The following is a 19,427-nucleotide window of genomic DNA, read 5'->3' as shown; positions in this document are numbered from 1 at the left end:
GCTTTAAACCTGCCCGACAATATGGAGAAGAAGAATGACTACGGTAAACATTGCGCTCAATGACGCCTATGAGCTGGCCTTTGACGTGCTGCGCTCAAATGGCTTTTCGCAACCTCACGCCGACGCTATCGCGCGTAACGTCACGGCCGGTGAGCGCGACGGCTGCGCCTCACACGGTCTGTGGCGCCTGCTGGGAATCGTCGAAACCTTACGTAGGGGCAAAGTCTCGCCGGATGCGAAGCCGATTATTGTCGACCAGGCCCCCGCTATCGTGAAAGCGGATGCCCAGGGCGCGTACTCGCTGTGCGCTTATGAACAGGCGCTGCCGCTGTTGATTGAGAAAGCCCGCCACTGTGGTATTGCGGCACTGGCAATTAACCACTGCGTACACTTCTCTGCGCTATTCGCCGACGTTGAACCGCTGACCGATGCCGGGCTGGTGGGGTATGCCTGTACACCAAGCCATGCCTGGGTTGCACCGGCGGGCGGTACTCAGCCGTTGTTTGGTACCAACCCGATTGCCTTCGGTTGGCCGCGCGGCGATAAACATCCGTTTATCTTTGATATGGCCACCAGCGCGGCGGCGCGCGGTGAAATTCAGCTGCATCAGCGGGCGGGTAAATCCATTCCTGAAGGCTGGGGGATTGATAGCGAAGGGCAGCCGACAACCGATCCGCAAGCGGTGCTGGACGGAGCCATGTTGACATTCGGCGGGCACAAAGGCTCGGCGTTGGCGGCGATGGTCGAACTGTTTGCCGGGCCACTGATTGGCGATATGACCAGCGCGGAATCACTGGCCTGGGATAACGGTGCAGGTGGTCTGCCGTACGGTGGTGAACTGATTCTGGCACTTGATCCACAGCGGTTCTTAGGTGATGAAGCGCCGGTGCATTTAGCGCGCGCGGAGACCCTATTTGACGGTATGCAAGCGCAAGGGGCGAGACTGCCCGGCGAGCGGCGCTATCTGGCGCGTTTGCAGAGTGAAAAACAGGGGCTGGCGCTTTCACGCGACCTGTATGATGAAATCTGTGCTCTGCGCGGATAAACCTTTCGCGCCGCCCATCAGTGGCGGCGCGGTACTAACGTAATATCGCGATTTTGCCGCGCATTAATAGGCATAATTTCTATAAAGTTTTTCTTTTCCCCGCCGAAAATTTGTTATTCGTCTAAAGGAAAGAGAAACATGTTAAACCGTCTTAAAATCGTCACCAGCCTTGTGCTGGTTTTGGTGTTGTTTGGCCTGTTGCAGCTGGCATCAGGTGGCCTGTTCTTTAACTCCCTGAAGCATGACAAAGAGAACTTCACCATTTTGCAAACGGTGCGTACGCAGCAGTCCGGGCTAAACGGTAGCTGGGTTGCACTGCTGCAAACGCGCAATACCTTAAACCGCGCCGGGATCCGTTACATGATGGATCAGAATAATATCGGTAGCGGTGCAACCGTCGCTGAACTGATGCAGATTGCCAGCAAATCTCTGGGGGAAGCGGAAAAGCGTTGGACCGAATATGAAGCATTGCCGCGCGATCCGCGTCAAAGCGAAGCGGCTGCGTTGGAAATTAAGCGTAACTACGATATTTACCACGGTGCGCTGGCGGAGCTTATTCAGCTGCTGGGGGCAGGCAAGATCAATGATTTCTTCGATCAGCCAACCCAGGGCTATCAGGATGGTTTTGAGAAAGCCTACGTCAACTACCTGCAGCAGAACGACAGCCTGTACGATCTGGCGGTGAAAGATAGCAATGCGTCTTACACCCAGGCGATGTGGATCCTGTTTGCCGTGATGGTGGCGGTACTGGCGGTGATCATCTCCGTTTGGTTGGGCGTGCGCAAAACGCTTATCTCTCCACTGAATCGTTTAATCGACAGCATTCGTCATATCGCCGGCGGCGATCTGGTGAAGCGTATTGATGTCGAGAGCCACAACGAAATGGGCGAACTTGCGCACTCTCTGCGTCATATGCAGGGTGAGCTGGCGCGTACCGTGGGTGAAGTGCGTCAGGGTGCGGATGCGATTTACAGCGGCGCCAGCGAAATCGCGATGGGCAATAACGATCTCTCTTCCCGTACTGAGCAGCAGGCGGCATCTCTGGAAGAAACCGCGGCCAGCATGGAAGAGCTGACCGCTACCGTGAAGCAGAACGCCGAAAACGCCCGTCAGGCCAGCCATCTGGCGTTGAGCGCGTCGGAAACCGCGCAGAAGGGCGGTAAAGTGGTGGATAACGTGGTGCAGACGATGCGCGACATCACCGCCAGTTCGCAGAAAATCGCCGATATTATCAGCGTCATTGACGGCATTGCCTTCCAGACCAACATTCTGGCACTGAACGCCGCGGTTGAAGCCGCACGTGCAGGCGAGCAGGGGCGTGGTTTTGCGGTGGTCGCGGGCGAGGTTCGTAACCTGGCGCAGCGCAGCGCCCAGGCGGCACGCGAAATTAAGAGCCTGATTGAAGATTCGGTAAACCGTGTCGATCTCGGTTCTACGCTGGTGGAAAGCGCCGGTGAAACCATGGATGAAATCGTCAATGCTGTCACTCGCGTGACCGATATCATGGGTGAAATCGCCTCGGCGTCCGATGAGCAGAGCCGTGGTATCGACCAGGTTGGGCTGGCAGTTGCCGAGATGGATCGCGTGACTCAGCAGAACGCCTCGTTGGTGGAAGAGTCGGCGGCGGCGGCTGCCGCGCTGGAAGAGCAGGCGAGCCGTCTGACACAGGCGGTGGCGGTATTCCGTATTCAACAAGGTCAGGCTGCGGCGGCGCGTGAGTCAGCGAGCACGGTTGCGGTTGCGCCGACGACGCTGCGTAAAGCGGCTGCTACCGACACTGGGGAAAACTGGGAAACCTTCTGATGCCGTTTCGCGCCTTCCCGGGCGCGTTAATCCAGCATCAGGCGCATGGCGCAGCGTGATTCATACGCAAAGCCATGCGCCGTCTCCAGGTTTCGTTTCTGCCGGAGTGCCGCGTCTAACGTGGCCTCTGGCAGGATTTCAAATCCCATCCGCGCATACCATGGCGCATTCCACGCCACATCCCGAAATGTCGTTAACGTCAGCGATGTAAAGCCTCTCTCCCTTGCCACTGTTGCTACAAAATCAATCAGCCGGCGACCTAAGCCTTGCCCCTGCCATGCCAGATGCAACGATATTTCGGTAATAAACAGCGAATCATCTTGCGCTTCAGCCAGCAGAAAGCCGACCGGGCAATCGCCAGCCAGCACAACCCAGCTCAGGCCATCAGATGCGGCCTGCTGGTGCTGATCCACGGAAATAACGGGCCCCTCGGCAAGCCAGGCCAGCTCAGGAATTTGCGCAAAGCGCTGACCAGCGGCGCGTTCAATCGCGGGTAATGCGGCGATATCAAATTGGGTGGTTGGGCGACAGGAGAAGGTCATACGGCCTGCTTTGGGGATAGGCCCGGCAGCTTGATGACTACCGGGTGCGATGGAATTAGCCTTCTGAGGCAACGACTTTGATTTCTACCATGCCAATCCCCAACTGACGAGGGGAGTGGCCGAGAATATTGCCGTCGTTGGTCGACTGCGGATCGGGCGGGACTATCACCAGCGTACTGGCTTCCGATGGGTTCTCGAAGTGCAGCGTGGTGGTGGTGACGTCGTTGTTCAGCGTCAACAGTTGTTCGTTTTTACCCACGCGTATCGGGATCGGTTTATCGGCGTTAGGGCCATAGGCTTTGGCGGTGATCACCAGATCGAAGCGCTTCGGCAGCGGGTGCTGATATTCAATCTTCACCTCTTTGCCCAACTGCGCGTTAGACCAGCGTCCCCACGACTCCGGCCGTGAGATGCCGCTAAAGCTCTTCACTTCTTCTGGCGCACCGGCAACGTTGAAAATAAAACTGTCGGCCTTGTAGCGAATATCGTTATCGACGATTTTCAGCGAGTCGACGTTGCCTTTGTAGCGCACCATGTCGATAACCGTATCTTTGAATTCGGTTTTGCCGTTCCACATCGCTTTATCGACCTGCTGTACTTTCTGCTCACCGCCAAGCTGGCCCTGTGAGACGCACCAGTTGGTGGAAAGCGAGAGCTCTGGCGACCACAGCTGTGCCATCTTATAGCAACGGTCAACCCAGACGAAATTGTCGCGCGGGGCAAAATCAGCCAGCTGATAGCGCAGCGGGGCGGAGTATTCGCTTTCCGGCAGCGGCTCCACGCGGTTGTCCGAAACGCGCAGCAGCAGCGGTAGGCGGAAATGGCTGCCGGAGAACGCGATCATGTTTTTCTGGGTATCGATAGAGAAGGTTTTGATCTCTTTCGGGAAGTTCCACAGACGGATAACGTCAGGCTTCCAGGCCAGCACTTTTTCTTTCATGTTGAGGAACACTTCGGAAAGCGACTGTCCCGACAGGCTGCTGCGACCAAGGCCGATAAAGTTATCGCCGCCGAGCAGATCCAGCACCGTGGCGCCGTTATCCATCGTGTTGCGTTTCACCGCCAGCAGATCCTGCTCATCGGGTTTGTCGCCGCGCAGAATAAAGAACAGATTGCTGCGATCCTGTTTGTTCAGCTCATCCCAGGCAGTATTTTTCATCGCCAGGTGATCGGAGGAAACCACGATAATGGTGTTTTTAAACCACGGGGATGCTTTGATCTTATTGATAAATTCGGCAATATTTTCCTGGCTGCAGGCGACGGCGCTAAATGACTGGTTGGCTTTGCCATTGATGTCATAGCGTTTCCGGTTACAGGAGCGCGAAATGAAACCGTCCGGATGGTGAGTGTCTACGGTTAGGGTAAACAATGAGAAACGTTTCCCTTCGCGGGAGAGGGTCTCAAATTTCTTCCAGGCTTCATCGAGTACGGTGTCGTCGTAGTAACCCCAGTCATTCTTGTAGGCCGGGTCGGAGACGGTGGTTTTCAGCTCTTCCGCGCCGTACAGATAATCAAAGCCGTGCGATTTCAGGAACACATCTTTGCCGGCAAAGCGCAGGTTGGCGCCCTGAACGAAGTAGTTTTCGTAGCCGGAGTTTTTCAGGATATCGCCAAGGCAGATATTCTGCGGGAAAAAGCTCGAAAGCGAGGCGGAGGCGTTGCCTTCAAACGGTGCGAACAGCGGAATACCACACTGGGAGGCGACCATGCCAGCAATGGTGTAGTCGGTGCCCGGCAGCTGCATGGTGTGACTAAAGTCCAGCCCTTCGTTCTTTAGCGCGCCCAGTTCAGGGGCCAGATTCGGGAAAGCCTGCTCGTCAAAGTAGGTGCGTTCAAGACTTTCGCCATAGATATAAACGAGGTTTAATTTCGGCTGCGGAATCGTCTTTGACGGCTCTTTATAGTAGGCCGAGAAGTCAGGATCGCCATCACGCGACTGAGATTTTACCAGCTCGCTAATCTGGCGAAATGCTGGACTGGCGTCCACTGAACCGACGGCCAGAATCAGTGCCAGCAGGCTATAGCCAAAATGGTGAGGATGATGGCGGCGACGGCGCAGCAGCCAGCCTAACCCACCAAAAACGGCGATCAGTGCGACAGTAATGCCCAGGCCCGGCAGGATATATTTACCCACACCCGCGCCCGTCAGGCTATTGGTCAGGGTATAGAGCACCGCATCGGTGATACCATCGCCGGTGAAGTAGTCACTTGCGTACAGCGTAATATTCAGGACCACAAACAGGCCCAGTACCGCTAAGGTGGCAGCAAACCACCATTTATTACGCCCTGCCTTCCACGCGTAAATCGCGATAGAAGCCAGAAACAGTACGAGAGATAACAACTCTGACACTTCACATCCTCGACAGCGCCAGGTGTGCTGGCTGAACAGAAATTAACTTCACAATTTAATTGTGTCGTCATCTGTCTGCAATTCTAATGTGATCAAAGTGTGGTGTTATTCAGAATTGGTTTAGAAATAGTCGATTTTTTGTGTTACGGAATATTTACGATGAATGAGATGAAGGATCTCATTCATCGTAAAAAGGCATCAGGAAAGGAAGTTAACGCCCTGTTTCAGCACCAGATCGCAGGCTTTGGTTTTTACTTTTTTACCCAATTCGGTATTACCCAAACTGTCGAGATCCAGCTTCTGGCCATCTTTGGCACTCAGCAGACCTTCAATACCGTCCATGTAGCCGGTGTCTTTTTTCTGCTCGGCTGGGGTGCTAAGGCCCAGTTTATCCAGCACCTGGTTTTTCACGTTATCAACGTTGGTGACGGAAGCCAGTTTCTGTTTCGCGCAGTATTGCATGATCCCAGCCGCGTTGTTCATTGAGCTGGAGCTCAATGACTGGCTGCCGCCGTTAAGCAGGCTGGTTAAGGACGAGAGTGAGGAACCGCCGCTTTGGGTGGTGCTGTTGCCGCCGGTAAGCTGGGTCGCTGCGCTGCTCAGATCCTGTAACGATACGGCACCTGCCGCAGTTGAAACAAACGCACTAGCAATGATGACGCGGCAAAGCATCGATTTTACTGATTTCATGGATGGACTCGTGTGTGCAAGTAAAAGTTAACCTAATGAGTATACTCCTCTCATTCACCGGATTTATCTTAATACTCTTTGCCCGTGACCCGGCTGCGATAACTATCCCAGTTAAAAATAACCCACAGACTGTTACCAAGGCGCATACGATCCATCACGCGTTCACCCAGCATTTTATTCATTTCGTCCAGATTACTGTTGGTCAGCATTCCGGTTGGCCGTTTGGAGGATGAGCGGCGATCGACAATTTGGTTGATGATCACTTTTTCATAGCGCGATTCGGTCTGCATGCCGATCTCATCGATAACCAGCAGATCAACGTTGCTGAGATCGCTCAGCAGCTGCTCTTCGCTGGTTTCCCGGCTGCCGAATGTCTCTTTCATTGCCGACATAATATCGGCGACGGTAATGATCAGTACCGATTTACCGCGCAGCAGCAGTTCGTTGCAGATGGCCGCCGCCAGGTGATTTTTGCCGGTGCCCGGTTTGCCGGAGAAGATAAAGCTCGCGATGTTGCCATCGAATTCATCGACGTACTGCCGCGCCTTTGCCAGCGCGTTCATCTGGCCTTCATTTTCGACGCGGTAGTTATCAAACGAGCAGTTCTGGTGCAGCGGACGAATACCGGAGCGGTTGAAGGTGCGCTGCATCTTCATGGCACGGTTTTCCCGCGCCAGCGCGGCGGCGCGGATCTCGCCCTGTTCCTTTTGCCAGGCCAGCAGCTCTTCGCCGGTTTTGAACGCCGGTTTGATATGTGCCGGCATCATCTTCTGCAAGCGTTTCATTAATTCGCCAACGTCTTTCATGCTCAACCTCTGAAACCCGGTGGAATATGACTGTCAGGTTCGCTGACCGTATTGATATCGCGGCGCGTCTGGTTGCTGCCGTTTGCCCGGCCCATTTGCACGCTGCGCGCCAGTTTTTGCTGCCACTGTACGTGATGGAACACTTTGCCTTCCGCTTGCCAGTAGGCAACGAACGAGGCCAGCTCTTCCGGCGTCACGGGCTCGCTAAGCGCAATGCCCCACAGCGCAGAAAGGCGCAGGAATTCCGCATCCGGCTGCCAGCCCGCGTACATGGCAAATTTGCCCATTGGCACGGCGATAGGTGCCGGGGTGGGTTCTTCAAAAAACTGCGCATCCAGCGCCACGTCGCTGCCTGGACGGGATAGTTTTTCTTCCAGCGCCAGCAGTTGCGCCAGCCGTTCTTGCGTAATGGCATAGAACGCGGGCGCATTATTGGCAAACACCGCAAGCGCACCGCCCTGGGTTTGCGCAAGAATAGCAACGGGATCGGCGTTGAACGCATCAATACCAATCACGTTGGGCGTTAAAATTCGCGAAGACATAACACTATCTCAATACAGAAAAAACAACGGGAAGGGTGCGGGAAGTCCGCACGAATACTGCACATAGTAGCACAAGCTTTGGGAAGGGCGGCACTCTCCCGCGCCGCCTTTGTGGTTACACCCGCGGACGCTTGCGATACAGCCACAGCCCGGGAATTGACAGGCCAATGGAGAGTGCTCCGACGATGGATGATGCTTTGAGGAAGTTAGTCAGCAGGGTGATCATCATCTCTTCGGTATAGCCAACATGGCTAATTTTCACCGCCGAGATCATTGCCGTATATGCGGAAATGCCGGGGAACATTGGGATCACGGCCGCCACGGTGAAAATTTTCGGGTGTGCCAGATACCAGCGTGACCACTGAATGCCAATACTGCCGACCAGCATCGCCGCAAGGAAGGTGGCCCATTCAATATTAAAGCCTGAGGTCATCATGACAAAGCGTGAAGCGTGGCCGATGGCCCCAAGTAGCGCACACCAGGGTAGCGCGCGCTGCGGAACGTTGAAGACCATTGCAAAGCCGACGGCAGGGATCGCCGACAGCACGATGTCTTGCGTCAGTAGTAACAGAAAATCGATTACACCCATCCGCGTAGCCCCCACACCGTCATAGCCATCACTACACCCACGCAGGTTGCCAGCGTTAACAGGCTGGCGATGGCCCAGCGGGCTAGCCCGGTATTGATATGCCCTTTAAACATGTCGGCGACCGCGTTGATCAGTGGGAAACCAGGGACCAGCAGCAGCACGCTTGCCGCCATGGCCACGGTAGACGTTTGCTGGAATGTCGGAAGCTGTAGCATCAACCCGGAGACGGTCGTTGCCACGAAGGCGGTCAGGGCGAAGTTAATCTGTGGATGCATGGAGCGGTGCGTGAGCATCTGGCGGATATACATCGCGACGGTGCTGGCGCACAAAGTGATGAACGCGCCATCCCAGCCGCCATTATTGAGCTTACAAAAACAGGCGCATGACAACCCAACCATCAGCACAACCAGCCAGCGCGGGTAGCGCAGCGGTTTAATCTGCGCAAAGCGCTTGGCGACGTCTTTATGATCCAGCAGTTTGTGTTCAGCCATAATCACGATGTGCTGCACTTCGGTGACGACATGCATGTTAATGCCGCGATCGCTGTTTTTGCGCGTAGAGGTGAGGCATAACCCATCCTTGATGGTGGTCAGGACAATCGCATTTGATGAGATTGCGCTTTCGACGCTGTCCATCCCCAGCGCGCGCCCGAGCCGGGTAGAGAGTTCTTCCACCAGAGCGCTTTCTGCCCCGTGCTGCAATAAAAAAAGACCGCACTGAATACAGAGCCGGGTAATAACTCGTTGTTCTGACTGATCGACTTCCATAATGACCTGGTACCGAAAAACGTCTGTGTAATGACCTATTTTTACCCGAAGAGCGCGTAGAGGCTATCCGGTCAGGATCAAACAATGTGCAAAAATTCGGCGACATTTGCATGAGAGCAAAGAGTTGATGTGGCCCACACTTTTATAAAACTGTTCGAAAGTGCAATTTTTGAACGGAATATGGCCTTCTTTTTCCCGTCCGACTTATCAAAAATGCATTTTGAAACTTTATCGATACACAAAACAAACAAATAATTAACCATGGTGTGAGGTCATCCTATGAACACGCAAGTTGCCATTATCGGTGCCGGGCCTTCGGGGCTACTGCTGGGACAGTTGCTAAATAATGCCGGGATTAAAACGGTCATACTGGAACGCCAGACGCCAGAGTACGTACTGGGCCGTATTCGCGCCGGGATCCTTGAAAATGGCACCGTTGAGCTGTTGCGTGAGGCGGGGGTCTCCCGTCGGATGGATGCCGAGGGGCTGGTTCACCACGGCGTTGAGTTTCTTTTTGCGGATAAACGAATCCCAGTACCGCTCAGCGAATTGACGAACGGTAAGAGCGTCATGGTGTATGGGCAGACGGAAGTCACTCGTGACTTGATGGAGGCGCGGGAATCCTGCGGTGCGCCGACGATTTATGGCGTTGAGCAAGTTGAGCTCCACGATCTCAAAAGCGATAAGCCATCTGTCACCTTCGTGAAGAACGGCGAGCTTTGCAAAATTGAGTGCGATTTTGTCGCGGGGTGCGATGGGTTCCACGGTGTTTCCCGGCAGAGCATTCCGCGCGAGATACTGCGCGAGTATGAAAGTATCTGGCCGTTTGGCTGGCTGGGGCTGTTGTCGGATACCCCGCCGGTTAACCCGGAACTGATTTATGCGCACCACGAGCGTGGGTTTGTTTTGTGTAGTCAGCGCTCACTAACAAGAAGTCGCTACTATTTGCAGGTGCCGCTTAGTGACAAGGTTGAGCAGTGGACGGATGAACGCTTCTGGAACGAGCTAAAATGCCGTTTGCCGGATGAGCTTAGTCAAAAGTTAGTGACTGGTCACTCACTTGAAAAGAGCATTGCGCCGCTGCGCAGCTACGTGGTCGAACCGATGCAGTTTGGCCGCATGTTCCTCGTCGGTGATGCGGCGCATATTGTGCCTCCAACCGGCGCAAAAGGGCTGAACCTGGCAGTGTCGGACGTCAATTATTTGTGGCGAATACTGCGTCAGTTTTATCACCATGCGCGTGCCGACCTGCTGAGTCAGTACTCGCAATTGGCACTAAACCGTGTGTGGAAAGGTGAACGGTTTAGCTGGTTTATGACCCATCTTCTGCATGATTTCCAGGACAAGAGCGCATTCGACAAAAAAATGCAGGAAGCGGATCGCCAGTACTATCTCGGCTCCCGCGCGGGCCTGACCACGATTGCGGAAAACTATGTTGGATTGCCTTATGAAAAAGTGGAATAAAGCATGAAAAGAGCGGGAGGCGCGGGACAGTCGGTGGATATTGTGCCGGTCTTTAAGCTCTATGGTGAACAAATGGGCTGGCCGACGCCTGACTTGTTGCATTGTGAGTCGATTCTCCAGCGCAGCAGCTTGTATGAGTGGCATATCCGGGTGCATCAACATGCCGAGCTGGTACAGCTGCTCTACCTGCACAAAGGACAAGCGGAGATTGAGATTGAAGGAGAGCGTAGGGTGGTGACTGAGGCCAGCATTCAGGTCGTACCATCGCTATGCGTACATGGTTTTCGCTTTTCGCCGGGTACGCAGGGATATGTTCTCTCGCTAGCTCTGCCTTTGCTGAGTCGTCTGGAAACGCAGTTTGGCCGCCAGCTAGACGTACTTAGCCGGCCTGGCTGTATTCCGGTTAAACGATCGAATCGGCATATTCAGACGCTATTTACGACGTTACTTAATGAATACACTGAAGATAATGATGCGCGAGAAATGATGCTCTACTCGCTACTTAGTGCGCTGCTGGTTTGGCTTAATCGGCAAGGAGCGCAGGGGGCAGCGGTGGAAGACAAAAGTGAGCGCAAACGTGTCGTGCTGCGCCAGTTTGCACGTCTGATGGAAAGCCACTATCGTGAGCATCTCTCGATTGCCGAATATGCGCAAAAACTGGGGGTCTCGACGACGCATTTGAACTGTTTGTGCCGGGAATTTCACGATACCAGCGCGTTAGGGGTCTTGCATCAACGGCTGCTGCTTGAGGCGAAAAGAAGCCTGCAGTATACCAGTATGACTGTTACTCAGGTATCTGATTACTTAGGATTTAGCGATGTTACTTATTTCTCCCGTTTTTTCCGTAAGAAAGGCGGTATGGCCCCCAAAGAATTCAAACTGGGAATGGTTAAGGAGTTATAAATTACTGTGGCTTAGTTTTAATTATACTTATTATATTTTTAATATTTTCTAAGTAATTGTGCATAAATTGATATGCAATACTGCTTTAGTTAACCCTGCCAGTAACTTCATGCAGCAGTATCAATTATTCGTTTGATACATTAACGTTATTATATTGGATTTAAGGGAATAGAAAAGGATTGATTCATTTCCTAATTAATACTTCTTCGGTATTTAATCTGTTTATATTCAGGAAATGAATCTTCGAATGGATACGGAGGTTATATGGTGCCAGAATTCTGCAAATTCGCGGTAATAATCAGTAAAATACCGGTAATGCAGTCCGGGCTTAGTACTATCATGGGAGCCCATTTCCCCGATTACGAGCTCAATTTTTGCCAGTGTCTGGAAGAGCTGACGCTGCTTCAACTCCGACGTGCTGATGTTGTTGTTATTGATTTTTCAGGTGATATCAGACACCCCCGAGCGCTTTGCGAACAGTACTACGCGCTATTGTCACAGTATCGCGATATTCACTGGGTCTTCATGATTGGTCGGCAATACTATGCGCTGGCCGTTGAGTTTCTTATGCGCCCGGAGAGTACCTTACTTTCTGAATCAGACCCTATTGAACGTGTTATTCAAGCCGTTCAGCAAGGTGGTGTGAGTGCGGAAAAAATTAGTCAGACGCTGCTTTCAATACAAGATAATGATGATTTGGAAAGCGATGTTGGCCAGTTAATCATGTTGACGCTCTCTGAACGTAAAGTCCTCCGTTTATTAGCGAAAGGATGGGGGATTAACCAGATTGCAGCCTTATTGAAAAAGAGTAATAAAACCATTAGCGCGCAGAAAAATAGCGCAATGCGTCGACTTGCCCTTCGCAGCAACGCGGAAATGTATGCCTGGCTCAACAGTAGTCAGGGGATGAAAGAACTCAATCTCTACTCAGCCTATGGAGAGCAAGTCGAATGGAAGAGCACGGCGGGAAGCAGTGCATTGCTGTAATCGAGAACTGTATTATGACCGCGGTAGGATTGCGTCATTTATTCATGCATGCTCAGGATGAGCATCGTTCTTTTCAGTACTTTCGCAGTATCGCCGAGTTTAAGCTGGCGTCACGACAAAATTTATTTAATGCAGTGATATTTTGCCTGTCCGGAACGCGAGAATTCCGCATTGAATGCCTTTTTTCCATGGGAAAAATTGCGCGTGATTATCCAGAAATGGTGCGAATCATTCTGGCTAACGATGAGACTGAAATGGCGCTCATTAAACACCTTTCTCCAACCTATATTCATGGGGTGTTGAGTAAATCCAGCATGCTGGAAGATCTACAACAAAACATGCTGGATCTGCTGAGGGAAGCGGCTTTAGGGCATCAATGTGCAGAGGTTTCGTCTAAGCAAAGAACATGTCATTTTCTGAGCCCAACTGAGAACATGATCTTGCGCTATATGACCTATGGCTATTCGTTGATGGAAATTTCTCAGCGGCTGGGCAGAAATATCAAAACAATCCGTGCCCATAAATTCAATGCGATGACTAAGCTTGGCGTAAATTCTGATGTCGGCCTTCTGAGCGCTGCGGATTTACTGGTATCTCTACCCGATCGTAATACGGCTTTTACGCAGTCGCTCTATTCCGCATAACAAATAACGATCACTGGCAAACGTCAACCCATGTCGCTGCTGTGAGGCTCGCCATTCTTTGTGGTGAAATTCGCACAGCGCTGTGGGTGGCACCCGCTGCAGGCAGGACCTCCTCATATTGCTGTAGAGAAACATCGCAATAAACGGTTAGCGGGTTTTCCAGTCCGAACGGACAGACGCCGCCAACGGGATGCCCGGTGAGCACAATAACTTCGTCGGTGCTGAGCATTCGCGCTTTTGCCCCAAATGTCTCTTTCAGCTTTTTATTGTCCAGTCGCGCATCGCCACTGGCGACCACCAGAATCGCCCGATCTTTGATTTTTAATGAGAGTGTTTTTGCAATTTGTCCAGGCTCAACCTGGTGTGCGGCAGCAGCCTGTGCAACGGTCGCAGTACTTTGTTCAAGCTCGATAATCGTGATGTCGGGGGCGTTTTCGGCAAAGAATTCTCGTACGGACTGTAGGCTCATCGTGCTCTCCTGAAATTTCGGCGAGTCACTCTGTCATAAAGCGGCTTGGGTTGTAAATATTACGACGAAGTGGTGCAAAAATTGTTTGATTTCTGGATCTCCTTCACAATCACTGCAACCGGTTACTGTAACCGGTTGCTGTTCTTTGCGCGGCGATTGATACTGCGGTTGTAACTTCCTTTGTATCTATAATAAGAGCCGTGTATGAACTGTACTCAAATGAACATCAATACGGGCCACACACCCGTGCGTCATGGTAGTTCATCGTATGCCCAGTTATGCGTCGGCAAAATCGTTGTTGCTGTGCTTACGTCTCAAGCCTGTCAGGAGGGCTGCTATGTCTGCTAATCACGCTGCATTTAATTTAATATTTCGCTTTGTAGAAAATTTTGTAAGTCCCGTTGCAGGACGAATTTCATCTCAGCGCCACGTCATGGCTATCCGTGACGGTTTTATTTCCGCGATGCCTTTTATGATCGTCGGTTCATTCCTGCTGGTGTTTGCTTATCCGCCGTTCTCACCGGACACCACCTGGGGCTTTGCTCGTGCGTGGTTAGATTTAGCGAAAGAGTTTGAAGGGCGTATCTTGACGCCGTTTGATATGACGATGGGCATTATGTCTATCTATATCTGCGCGGCCATATCGTACAACCTCGGTAAACACTACGAAAAAACCAACCAGCTTGATCCGTTCATGTGCTCGATGTTGTCGATCATGGCATTTTTGTTGGTTGCGGCACCAAAAACCAGCGGTCATTTACCGGTGGATAGCCTCGGAGGAACCGGTATTTTTACCGCGATTCTGGTGGCGGTGTACTGCGTTGAAATGATGCGCTTTCTGAAAATCCGCAATATTGGTATCCGACTGCCGGACCAGGTACCGCCGATGATCAAAAACTCATTTGATCTGCTGATTCCGGTATTAGTCGTTGTGCTGACGCTGTATCCGCTGAGCCTGTTCATTCAGAGCCAGTTCGATATGCTGATCCCACAGGCCATTATGTCATTATTTAAACCACTGGTTTCCGCCGCTGACTCCTTACCAGCGATTCTGCTGGCGGTGCTGATTGGCCACCTGCTGTGGTTTGCGGGTATCCACGGTGCGGCGATTGTCTCTGGGATGCTACAGATGTTCTGGCTGACCAACCTTGGTCTGAACCAGACTGCGCTGGCGCAGGGTGCGCCACTGCCACATATCTTTATGGAAGCCTTCTGGACCTTCTTCATCGTTGTGGGTGGTTCCGGTGCGACGATGGGCCTGGTGTTCTGCTACCTGCGTAGCCGCTCGGCGCACCTGCGTTCTATCGGTCGTCTGAGCGTGGTACCTAGCCTGTTTAACATCAACGAACCGGTGATTTTCGGTACGCCAATTGTCATGAACCCTGTGTTCTTCATCCCATTCCTGCTGGCACCAATGGTGAACGCCATTCTGGCCTGGGCTGCAATGAAACTGGATCTGATTGGTCGTGTTATCTCGGTAGTACCGTGGACCGCACCGGCACCGATTGGCGGCGCGTGGGCATTGGGTTGGGACTTCCGTGCGGCGATTCTGGTGGTATTGCTGGTCTGTGTCTCTGCGGTTATTTACTATCCGTTCTTCAAAGTATACGAAAAACAGTTACTTGAGCAGGAAGACGAAGAAGCGCAGCGTGCAGCGGCAGAAGAGAGCCAGCAGGTTGCATAAATCAGTAGGGAATCGACGGGGCGAAAGCCCCGTTGTTTATTTAAGCGTGCAGTCGCCGCATTGCTGGACATCTGGCAGGCGATAGCGTTGGCAACAGGTCCGGCGAACTAAGCGGCCATCACGCATTACCACGGTACGCCACAGTGGGTTATCCTGGCCATTCGCTAGCGTTTTGGCAAAGAAGCAGCGTTGTCGCAGCAGGTTAACCTGATCCTCACCCAGCAGGGCGATCATCTCCCCGAGATACCAGTTAATTAAATAACCGGTGTTACTCCAGATAAGTTTGCCGTTAATCTCACCCGTCGCTTCCAGTGCTTCAACGACCGGCATCAGCATTTGCGTCACGATGTTATCCATCCGGTCGACGGTTGGCTTCTGACTTGCGCGGAGATCGTGGTGCACATCAACCCAGAAACATGCCGCGCGGCCTGTTTCGTGAAACTCAACGCGAAAATGGTCGGGGGAGAGGGCGATAGCCGATTCTTCAGTCAGCAGTGCCAGCATCAACGGGGGTACCAGCAGGCCGATATACCACTGTGCCCATAGCGAAATCAGCGGCTTATTTTCTCGCGGCTGCAAGGGCTGGTTACGGTAAATATGGTCGGAGTAAACGGCTAATAGGGAACTTAGCTCTGTCGGTTTCGCCCATTCAGCCAGCGTTTTGGCGCGATCGGGAGCCGCTTCATTCAGGCGGAAAAGCTCCAGCATATGCGGTCGCTGCTCGGCAATCTTTGCGCGCACCGATGCGGCAAACGCATTTTCCCTTTCGGGAAGCGGCGTGCGCCAGATAAGGTCATCAGCAATGGGTGCGGAACGATAAGCCATAGGAATAGCGAGATACAAACCTAAATGATAATGATTAGTAATCGTAGCTATAGATAAAAACAAGCGCAAGCGGTTTGTCGCCTGCGCCTGTGTTTTGTGAGCTTAGACGGCAGGAACCTGATCGCTGGTCAGGATATTATTACGCCCCATGTTTTTTGCTTCGTACAGCGCTTTATCAGCCATGGTCATCGCGGTGTTGATGTCTTTATCCTTTAACGGTGCGACACCGATGCTGACGGTCACGTGGGTGGCGACGCTGGCATTGAACATGTGCGGAATTTTAAGATCATAAACATGCTGACGGATACGCTCTGCTGCCTGCGTCGCGGTAGGGATATCGCAATTTGGCAGTAGCACCATAAACTCCTCGCCGCCAAAGCGAGTCACAATATCGCGTGAACGTACGGAATTGCGAATGGCCGCGGACACACGCATCAGCGCCTGGTCACCCATCATATGGCCGTAATGGTCGTTGTAGGCCTTAAAGTGGTCGATATCTAATAGCAGCACCGAGTGCTGTCCTGCACCCAGCGCCAGCAGCGACTCCAGACGAAACTGGAAGCCACGGCGGTTATAGAGGCCGGTAAGTGGGTCGAGCATACTCAGGCCATTTAGCGTCTCCCGTTCTTCCAGCAGCTTGTACATTAATCCCTGGGCGAAAGTATCGTTACGTCGTTGGATAACATATTGGATAGCAATGCCGATTAACGGCAGTGCGAAGCAGTAGGCCATCCGCCACCACTGTTCAGTGTTACTGGTGAACAGGCAGACAATAAATGTCGGCAATGAATGTAGGGCAAAGGCGACGATATTATTTGAAAATGCAATAGTCCCAACAAATAGGACGCTGAATAGTGCGACGAGTTGGAAATTGTCATTTGCTGAATAAAGTACCTGAGTTTTACTTAAAATATGCCAGGCCCATAAACAGCCAAAAATTGCCGAAATTAACGGGACATTCAAACGGATACGGGCATATCGCCAGTTCCATAGCAGCAGCATGCCGCTGCCTACCGCAATCATCGTTGCGGGCAGAGGGAAAATACTGGCGTCATATACCGGGCTAAAGACGGATAGCGCCGATGACACGAGGTTTAGAAACAAAAACAGCCGGAACGTGAGCTGATATTTTTGTGCGCGCAGTGTGCGCCATGATTGTACTGTCATTTTTTGAAGTTGTAGTCAGCCTTAAATAAATAAGTAAGTGCATAAAAAATAAGAATAAAAGATGAGTCAAAACGCGAATATTTTATTATCCGACATATTATTTTGGGTACAACGTATCACCATACAATATTCATGTCATTAATGATTATGAAACCTTAGCCTATAAGCTGACAAATAACAAAAAACAACATATGATATTGAGTATCATTATCATTTGCGGGTTGTGACATGTTGCAAAGAACATTAGGCAGTGGCTGGGGTGTTTTGATTCCGGGTGTTGCGCTGGCGATACTGAGCACGATGGGTCTTTCGGCGGACGTTTGGCGCGGGGTGATTGTCGTGGGTTTGCTGTTAAGCTGCGTAATGATTTGGCATCGTCAGCTGCGTCATTTCGTACTGCTGCCATCATGCATTGCTTTGATTGGCGGTATGGTCTTGATAACGATGAATTTAAAATTGATGGAATAATCAGGGGGGGATAGTTCAGGGAGAGTACGAGAATGCTGGTGCGAGGGGGGGGACTCGAACCCCCACATCCTAAGGACACTAACACCTGAAGCTAGCGCGTCTACCAATTCCGCCACCTTCGCACAGAAATCTCGTTTGCTATTATATCGCCCTCGTTGGTGCGAGGGGGGGGACTCGAACCCCCACATCCTAAGGACACTAACACCTGAAGCTAGCGCGTCTACCAATTCCGCCACCTTCGCACAGTGCGAGCGATATAACGTGGTTTATGGTGCGAGGGGGGGGACTCGAACCCCCACATCCTAAGGACACTAACACCTGAAGCTAGCGCGTCTACCAATTCCGCCACCTTCGCATACCATCGACACTTAAAAAGTATCGTTACCACGGAGGCGCATTCTAGTGGTTTTACGCTTGACGTCAATAGTTAATTATAGGTCGATGCACAATTGCTGCAAAAAACGGCGATTATATCGATTTACAGGCCGGATATCAGCGTATTCGCGGTATCCGGCCTGTAGATTAGGCTTTTTTGGCCTGGCGGGTCATGATGGCGCGATAGACTTTGAAGCGCCCGGTCTGGGCGATAACTTCATGGAAACCAAACATTTCATCCAGCATTGCCGGATATGGCAGGAAGGCGTTGGCCACGATGCGCAGTTCACCGCCGCTGTTCAGGTGGCGTACTGCGCCACGGATCAGCGTTTGTGCCGCATCCAGGCTGGTTTGCATACCATCATGGAACGGTGGGTTGGAGATAATCATGTCGAAACGACCGTTTATCTCAGAGAAGACGTTGCTGGCGAAAACTTCACCTTCAATGCCGTTTGCAGCCAGAGTCGCGCGGCTCGCTTCGACCGCCGGAGCGCTCACGTCGCACAGCGTCAGGCGGACTTTCGGTGAATGGCTTGCCAGTGATACTGCGAGCACACCTGCGCCACAGCCGACATCCAGCACCTTGCCTTTGCTATGCGGGGTCAACGTGGAAAGCAGCAGTTGGCTACCCACATCCAGACCATCACGGCTGAAGACGCCAGGCAGAGTCTTGATAGTCAGATCGCCCTGAGCGTATTCGCCCCAGAATGCTTCAGCATCAAAGGTCGGCTGCTTTTCCAGGCGGCCGTGATACAGGCCACAGCGACGGGCGCTGTCAACTTTGTTGAGCGGGGCGTATTCTGCCAACATCTGCTCAGCACTACGTACGCCGCTACGGTTTTCACCGACCACGAAAATATCCGTGCCGACCGGCAGCAGGGACAAAATATTCATCAACTGGAACTGTGCTTCCGGCTTATTTTTCGGCCAGTAGTAGATAAACGTGTCGCTGTCCGCCACATCTCCCGCTTCGGCTACGAGGCTAAAACGGACATTGTCATTCATCTGGCGACTCAGTACCTGCCAGTGGTGGTACTGCTGGGTATGCGCGCGGCTTGCCGCGGTTTCCAGACGAGCGGGCAGGTCATCCTGCAAATCGCCGGCAAAGAAAATACGGCTCTGTTCGAAATCATCACTGTGGCGCAGCAAGACTTCACTTGCCGGGGTAAAAGCAGACATGAATTATTCCTCAATAAACTTAAGCGGCGATTATACACGTCATCCTTCAAGTTGCCTCTACGTTGGCTGCACTCTTTCACCCCAGTCACGTACTTATGTACGTGACTGGGGATTCACTCGCTTGCCGC

At 52.3% G+C, this 19,427-nt stretch carries 19 protein-coding genes and 3 tRNA genes; 8 read left to right on the top strand and 14 right to left on the bottom strand.

The window, feature by feature from the left end:
* Nucleotides 1-34 precede the first annotated feature (34 nt).
* Together ABOC97_RS20940 and tsr are read left to right on the top strand one after the other, a co-directional pair.
* The gene (locus ABOC97_RS20940; protein ID WP_349601452.1) at nucleotides 35-1,045 is read left to right on the top strand and encodes an Ldh family oxidoreductase; all 1,011 of its coding nucleotides are present in this window, start codon (nucleotides 35-37) and stop codon (nucleotides 1,043-1,045) included.
* A 138-nt stretch (nucleotides 1,046-1,183) separates the two neighbouring features.
* Nucleotides 1,184-2,848, top strand: a complete 1,665-nt coding sequence (gene tsr, locus ABOC97_RS20935) for a methyl-accepting chemotaxis protein (RefSeq protein WP_349601450.1) — start codon at nucleotides 1,184-1,186, stop codon at nucleotides 2,846-2,848.
* A gap of 26 nt (nucleotides 2,849-2,874) precedes the next feature.
* On the opposite strand, the gene ABOC97_RS20930 is transcribed toward tsr, so the two are convergent.
* From ABOC97_RS20930 to ABOC97_RS20900, 7 genes are all read right to left on the bottom strand, one after another.
* Complete coding sequence (locus ABOC97_RS20930; RefSeq protein WP_349601448.1) at nucleotides 2,875-3,390, bottom strand: GNAT family N-acetyltransferase; 516 nt, start codon at nucleotides 3,388-3,390, stop codon at nucleotides 2,875-2,877.
* A 55-nt stretch (nucleotides 3,391-3,445) separates the two neighbouring features.
* Nucleotides 3,446-5,740 (bottom strand): phosphatidylglycerol--membrane-oligosaccharide glycerophosphotransferase, encoded by a 2,295-nt coding sequence (gene opgB, locus ABOC97_RS20925; protein ID WP_349601446.1) that lies wholly within the window; start codon nucleotides 5,738-5,740, stop codon nucleotides 3,446-3,448.
* 198 nt (nucleotides 5,741-5,938) lie between these two features.
* Nucleotides 5,939-6,430, bottom strand: a complete 492-nt coding sequence (locus ABOC97_RS20920; protein WP_349601444.1) for a YjjA family protein — start codon at nucleotides 6,428-6,430, stop codon at nucleotides 5,939-5,941.
* A 68-nt stretch (nucleotides 6,431-6,498) separates the two neighbouring features.
* Nucleotides 6,499-7,236, bottom strand: a complete 738-nt coding sequence (gene dnaC / locus ABOC97_RS20915; RefSeq protein WP_349601442.1) for a DNA replication protein DnaC — start codon at nucleotides 7,234-7,236, stop codon at nucleotides 6,499-6,501.
* Nucleotides 7,237-7,238: 2 nt separating this feature from the next.
* Nucleotides 7,239-7,778, bottom strand: a complete 540-nt coding sequence (gene dnaT, locus ABOC97_RS20910; RefSeq protein WP_234507405.1) for a primosomal protein DnaT — start codon at nucleotides 7,776-7,778, stop codon at nucleotides 7,239-7,241.
* A gap of 115 nt (nucleotides 7,779-7,893) precedes the next feature.
* Nucleotides 7,894-8,367: a threonine/serine exporter gene (locus tag ABOC97_RS20905; RefSeq protein ID WP_234507403.1), complete on the bottom strand. Its 474-nt coding sequence runs from the start codon at nucleotides 8,365-8,367 to the stop codon at nucleotides 7,894-7,896.
* Entirely contained in the window at nucleotides 8,358-9,134 is a 777-nt protein-coding gene (locus tag ABOC97_RS20900; RefSeq protein WP_349601439.1) for a threonine/serine exporter family protein, read from the bottom strand. The genes ABOC97_RS20905 and ABOC97_RS20900 overlap by 10 nt, the downstream gene beginning before the upstream one ends.
* A 279-nt stretch (nucleotides 9,135-9,413) precedes the next feature.
* Here ABOC97_RS20900 and pobA point away from each other — a divergent pair, with 279 nt between their 5' ends.
* From pobA to bglJ, 4 genes are all read left to right on the top strand, one after another.
* Nucleotides 9,414-10,598 carry a 4-hydroxybenzoate 3-monooxygenase gene (gene pobA, locus ABOC97_RS20895; protein WP_349601437.1) on the top strand — a complete coding sequence of 395 codons (1,185 nt, stop codon included), beginning with the start codon at nucleotides 9,414-9,416 and terminating at the stop codon, nucleotides 10,596-10,598.
* Between the two features lie 3 nt (nucleotides 10,599-10,601).
* Nucleotides 10,602-11,501: a helix-turn-helix domain-containing protein gene (locus ABOC97_RS20890; RefSeq protein WP_349601435.1), complete on the top strand. Its 900-nt coding sequence runs from the start codon at nucleotides 10,602-10,604 to the stop codon at nucleotides 11,499-11,501.
* Nucleotides 11,502-11,765: 264 nt separating this feature from the next.
* A complete protein-coding gene (locus tag ABOC97_RS20885) occupies nucleotides 11,766-12,488 on the top strand; it encodes a helix-turn-helix transcriptional regulator (RefSeq protein WP_349601433.1) in 723 nt (240 codons plus the stop codon).
* Nucleotides 12,452-13,132 carry a DNA-binding transcriptional activator BglJ gene (bglJ, locus tag ABOC97_RS20880; protein ID WP_349601431.1) on the top strand — a complete coding sequence of 227 codons (681 nt, stop codon included), beginning with the start codon at nucleotides 12,452-12,454 and terminating at the stop codon, nucleotides 13,130-13,132. Before ABOC97_RS20885 ends, bglJ begins: the two co-directional genes overlap by 37 nt.
* Before the next feature lie 10 nt (nucleotides 13,133-13,142).
* On the opposite strand, the gene ABOC97_RS20875 is transcribed toward bglJ, so the two are convergent.
* On the bottom strand, nucleotides 13,143-13,601 hold the full coding sequence (locus ABOC97_RS20875) for a YbaK/EbsC family protein (RefSeq protein WP_349601429.1): 459 nt from the start codon (nucleotides 13,599-13,601) through the stop codon (nucleotides 13,143-13,145).
* A gap of 337 nt (nucleotides 13,602-13,938) precedes the next feature.
* Here ABOC97_RS20875 and ABOC97_RS20870 point away from each other — a divergent pair, with 337 nt between their 5' ends.
* Complete coding sequence (locus ABOC97_RS20870; protein WP_349601427.1) at nucleotides 13,939-15,285, top strand: PTS sugar transporter subunit IIC; 1,347 nt, start codon at nucleotides 13,939-13,941, stop codon at nucleotides 15,283-15,285.
* A gap of 36 nt (nucleotides 15,286-15,321) precedes the next feature.
* Here ABOC97_RS20870 and fhuF read toward each other — a convergent pair whose 3' ends face one another.
* Complete coding sequence (gene fhuF / locus ABOC97_RS20865) at nucleotides 15,322-16,110, bottom strand: siderophore-iron reductase FhuF (protein WP_349601425.1); 789 nt, start codon at nucleotides 16,108-16,110, stop codon at nucleotides 15,322-15,324.
* 102 nt (nucleotides 16,111-16,212) lie between these two features.
* Nucleotides 16,213-17,277 carry a GGDEF domain-containing protein gene (locus tag ABOC97_RS20860; protein WP_349601423.1) on the bottom strand — a complete coding sequence of 355 codons (1,065 nt, stop codon included), beginning with the start codon at nucleotides 17,275-17,277 and terminating at the stop codon, nucleotides 16,213-16,215.
* Nucleotides 17,278-17,505: 228 nt separating this feature from the next.
* Between ABOC97_RS20860 and ABOC97_RS20855 the strand changes: the two genes are divergently transcribed.
* On the top strand, nucleotides 17,506-17,745 hold the full coding sequence (locus ABOC97_RS20855) for a DUF1435 domain-containing protein (protein ID WP_349601421.1): 240 nt from the start codon (nucleotides 17,506-17,508) through the stop codon (nucleotides 17,743-17,745).
* A gap of 36 nt (nucleotides 17,746-17,781) precedes the next feature.
* Here ABOC97_RS20855 and ABOC97_RS20850 read toward each other — a convergent pair.
* The 4 genes from ABOC97_RS20850 to rsmC form a co-directional block, all read right to left on the bottom strand.
* Nucleotides 17,782-17,867, bottom strand: a tRNA-Leu gene (locus ABOC97_RS20850).
* A 34-nt stretch (nucleotides 17,868-17,901) separates the two neighbouring features.
* Nucleotides 17,902-17,987, bottom strand: a tRNA-Leu gene (locus ABOC97_RS20845).
* A gap of 27 nt (nucleotides 17,988-18,014) precedes the next feature.
* A tRNA-Leu gene (locus tag ABOC97_RS20840) sits at nucleotides 18,015-18,100 on the bottom strand.
* Between the two features lie 167 nt (nucleotides 18,101-18,267).
* Nucleotides 18,268-19,299 (bottom strand): 16S rRNA (guanine(1207)-N(2))-methyltransferase RsmC, encoded by a 1,032-nt coding sequence (gene rsmC, locus ABOC97_RS20835; protein ID WP_349601419.1) that lies wholly within the window; start codon nucleotides 19,297-19,299, stop codon nucleotides 18,268-18,270.
* Between the last annotated feature and the right edge of the window lie 128 nt (nucleotides 19,300-19,427).

The organism is Kluyvera huaxiensis (assembly GCF_040149365.1).
In the GTDB taxonomy this organism is placed as follows: domain Bacteria; phylum Pseudomonadota; class Gammaproteobacteria; order Enterobacterales; family Enterobacteriaceae; genus Kluyvera; species Kluyvera intermedia_A.
Note: the sequence above shows the minus strand (reverse complement) of the source record. Positions and strands in the feature narration are given on the sequence as shown.

Excerpts from the sequence above, each read along its gene's own strand:
- bglJ (WP_349601431.1), top strand. The coding sequence starts at position 12,452 with ATGGAAGAGCACGGCGGGAAGCAGTGCATTGCTGTAATCGAGAACTGT.
- ABOC97_RS20885 (WP_349601433.1), top strand. The coding sequence starts at position 11,766 with ATGGTGCCAGAATTCTGCAAATTCGCGGTAATAATCAGTAAAATACCG.
- pobA (WP_349601437.1), top strand. The coding sequence starts at position 9,414 with ATGAACACGCAAGTTGCCATTATCGGTGCCGGGCCTTCGGGGCTACTG.
- ABOC97_RS20930 (WP_349601448.1), bottom strand. The coding sequence starts at position 3,390 with ATGACCTTCTCCTGTCGCCCAACCACCCAATTTGATATCGCCGCATTA.
- ABOC97_RS20890 (WP_349601435.1), top strand. The coding sequence starts at position 10,602 with ATGAAAAGAGCGGGAGGCGCGGGACAGTCGGTGGATATTGTGCCGGTC.
- ABOC97_RS20900 (WP_349601439.1), bottom strand. The coding sequence starts at position 9,134 with ATGGAAGTCGATCAGTCAGAACAACGAGTTATTACCCGGCTCTGTATT.
- fhuF (WP_349601425.1), bottom strand. The coding sequence starts at position 16,110 with ATGGCTTATCGTTCCGCACCCATTGCTGATGACCTTATCTGGCGCACG.
- tsr (WP_349601450.1), top strand. The coding sequence starts at position 1,184 with ATGTTAAACCGTCTTAAAATCGTCACCAGCCTTGTGCTGGTTTTGGTG.
- dnaT (WP_234507405.1), bottom strand. The coding sequence starts at position 7,778 with ATGTCTTCGCGAATTTTAACGCCCAACGTGATTGGTATTGATGCGTTC.
- ABOC97_RS20875 (WP_349601429.1), bottom strand. The coding sequence starts at position 13,601 with ATGAGCCTACAGTCCGTACGAGAATTCTTTGCCGAAAACGCCCCCGAC.
- ABOC97_RS20920 (WP_349601444.1), bottom strand. The coding sequence starts at position 6,430 with ATGAAATCAGTAAAATCGATGCTTTGCCGCGTCATCATTGCTAGTGCG.
- ABOC97_RS20940 (WP_349601452.1), top strand. The coding sequence starts at position 35 with ATGACTACGGTAAACATTGCGCTCAATGACGCCTATGAGCTGGCCTTT.
- ABOC97_RS20905 (WP_234507403.1), bottom strand. The coding sequence starts at position 8,367 with ATGGGTGTAATCGATTTTCTGTTACTACTGACGCAAGACATCGTGCTG.
- ABOC97_RS20870 (WP_349601427.1), top strand. The coding sequence starts at position 13,939 with ATGTCTGCTAATCACGCTGCATTTAATTTAATATTTCGCTTTGTAGAA.
- rsmC (WP_349601419.1), bottom strand. The coding sequence starts at position 19,299 with ATGTCTGCTTTTACCCCGGCAAGTGAAGTCTTGCTGCGCCACAGTGAT.
- dnaC (WP_349601442.1), bottom strand. The coding sequence starts at position 7,236 with ATGAAAGACGTTGGCGAATTAATGAAACGCTTGCAGAAGATGATGCCG.
- ABOC97_RS20860 (WP_349601423.1), bottom strand. The coding sequence starts at position 17,277 with ATGACAGTACAATCATGGCGCACACTGCGCGCACAAAAATATCAGCTC.
- ABOC97_RS20855 (WP_349601421.1), top strand. The coding sequence starts at position 17,506 with ATGTTGCAAAGAACATTAGGCAGTGGCTGGGGTGTTTTGATTCCGGGT.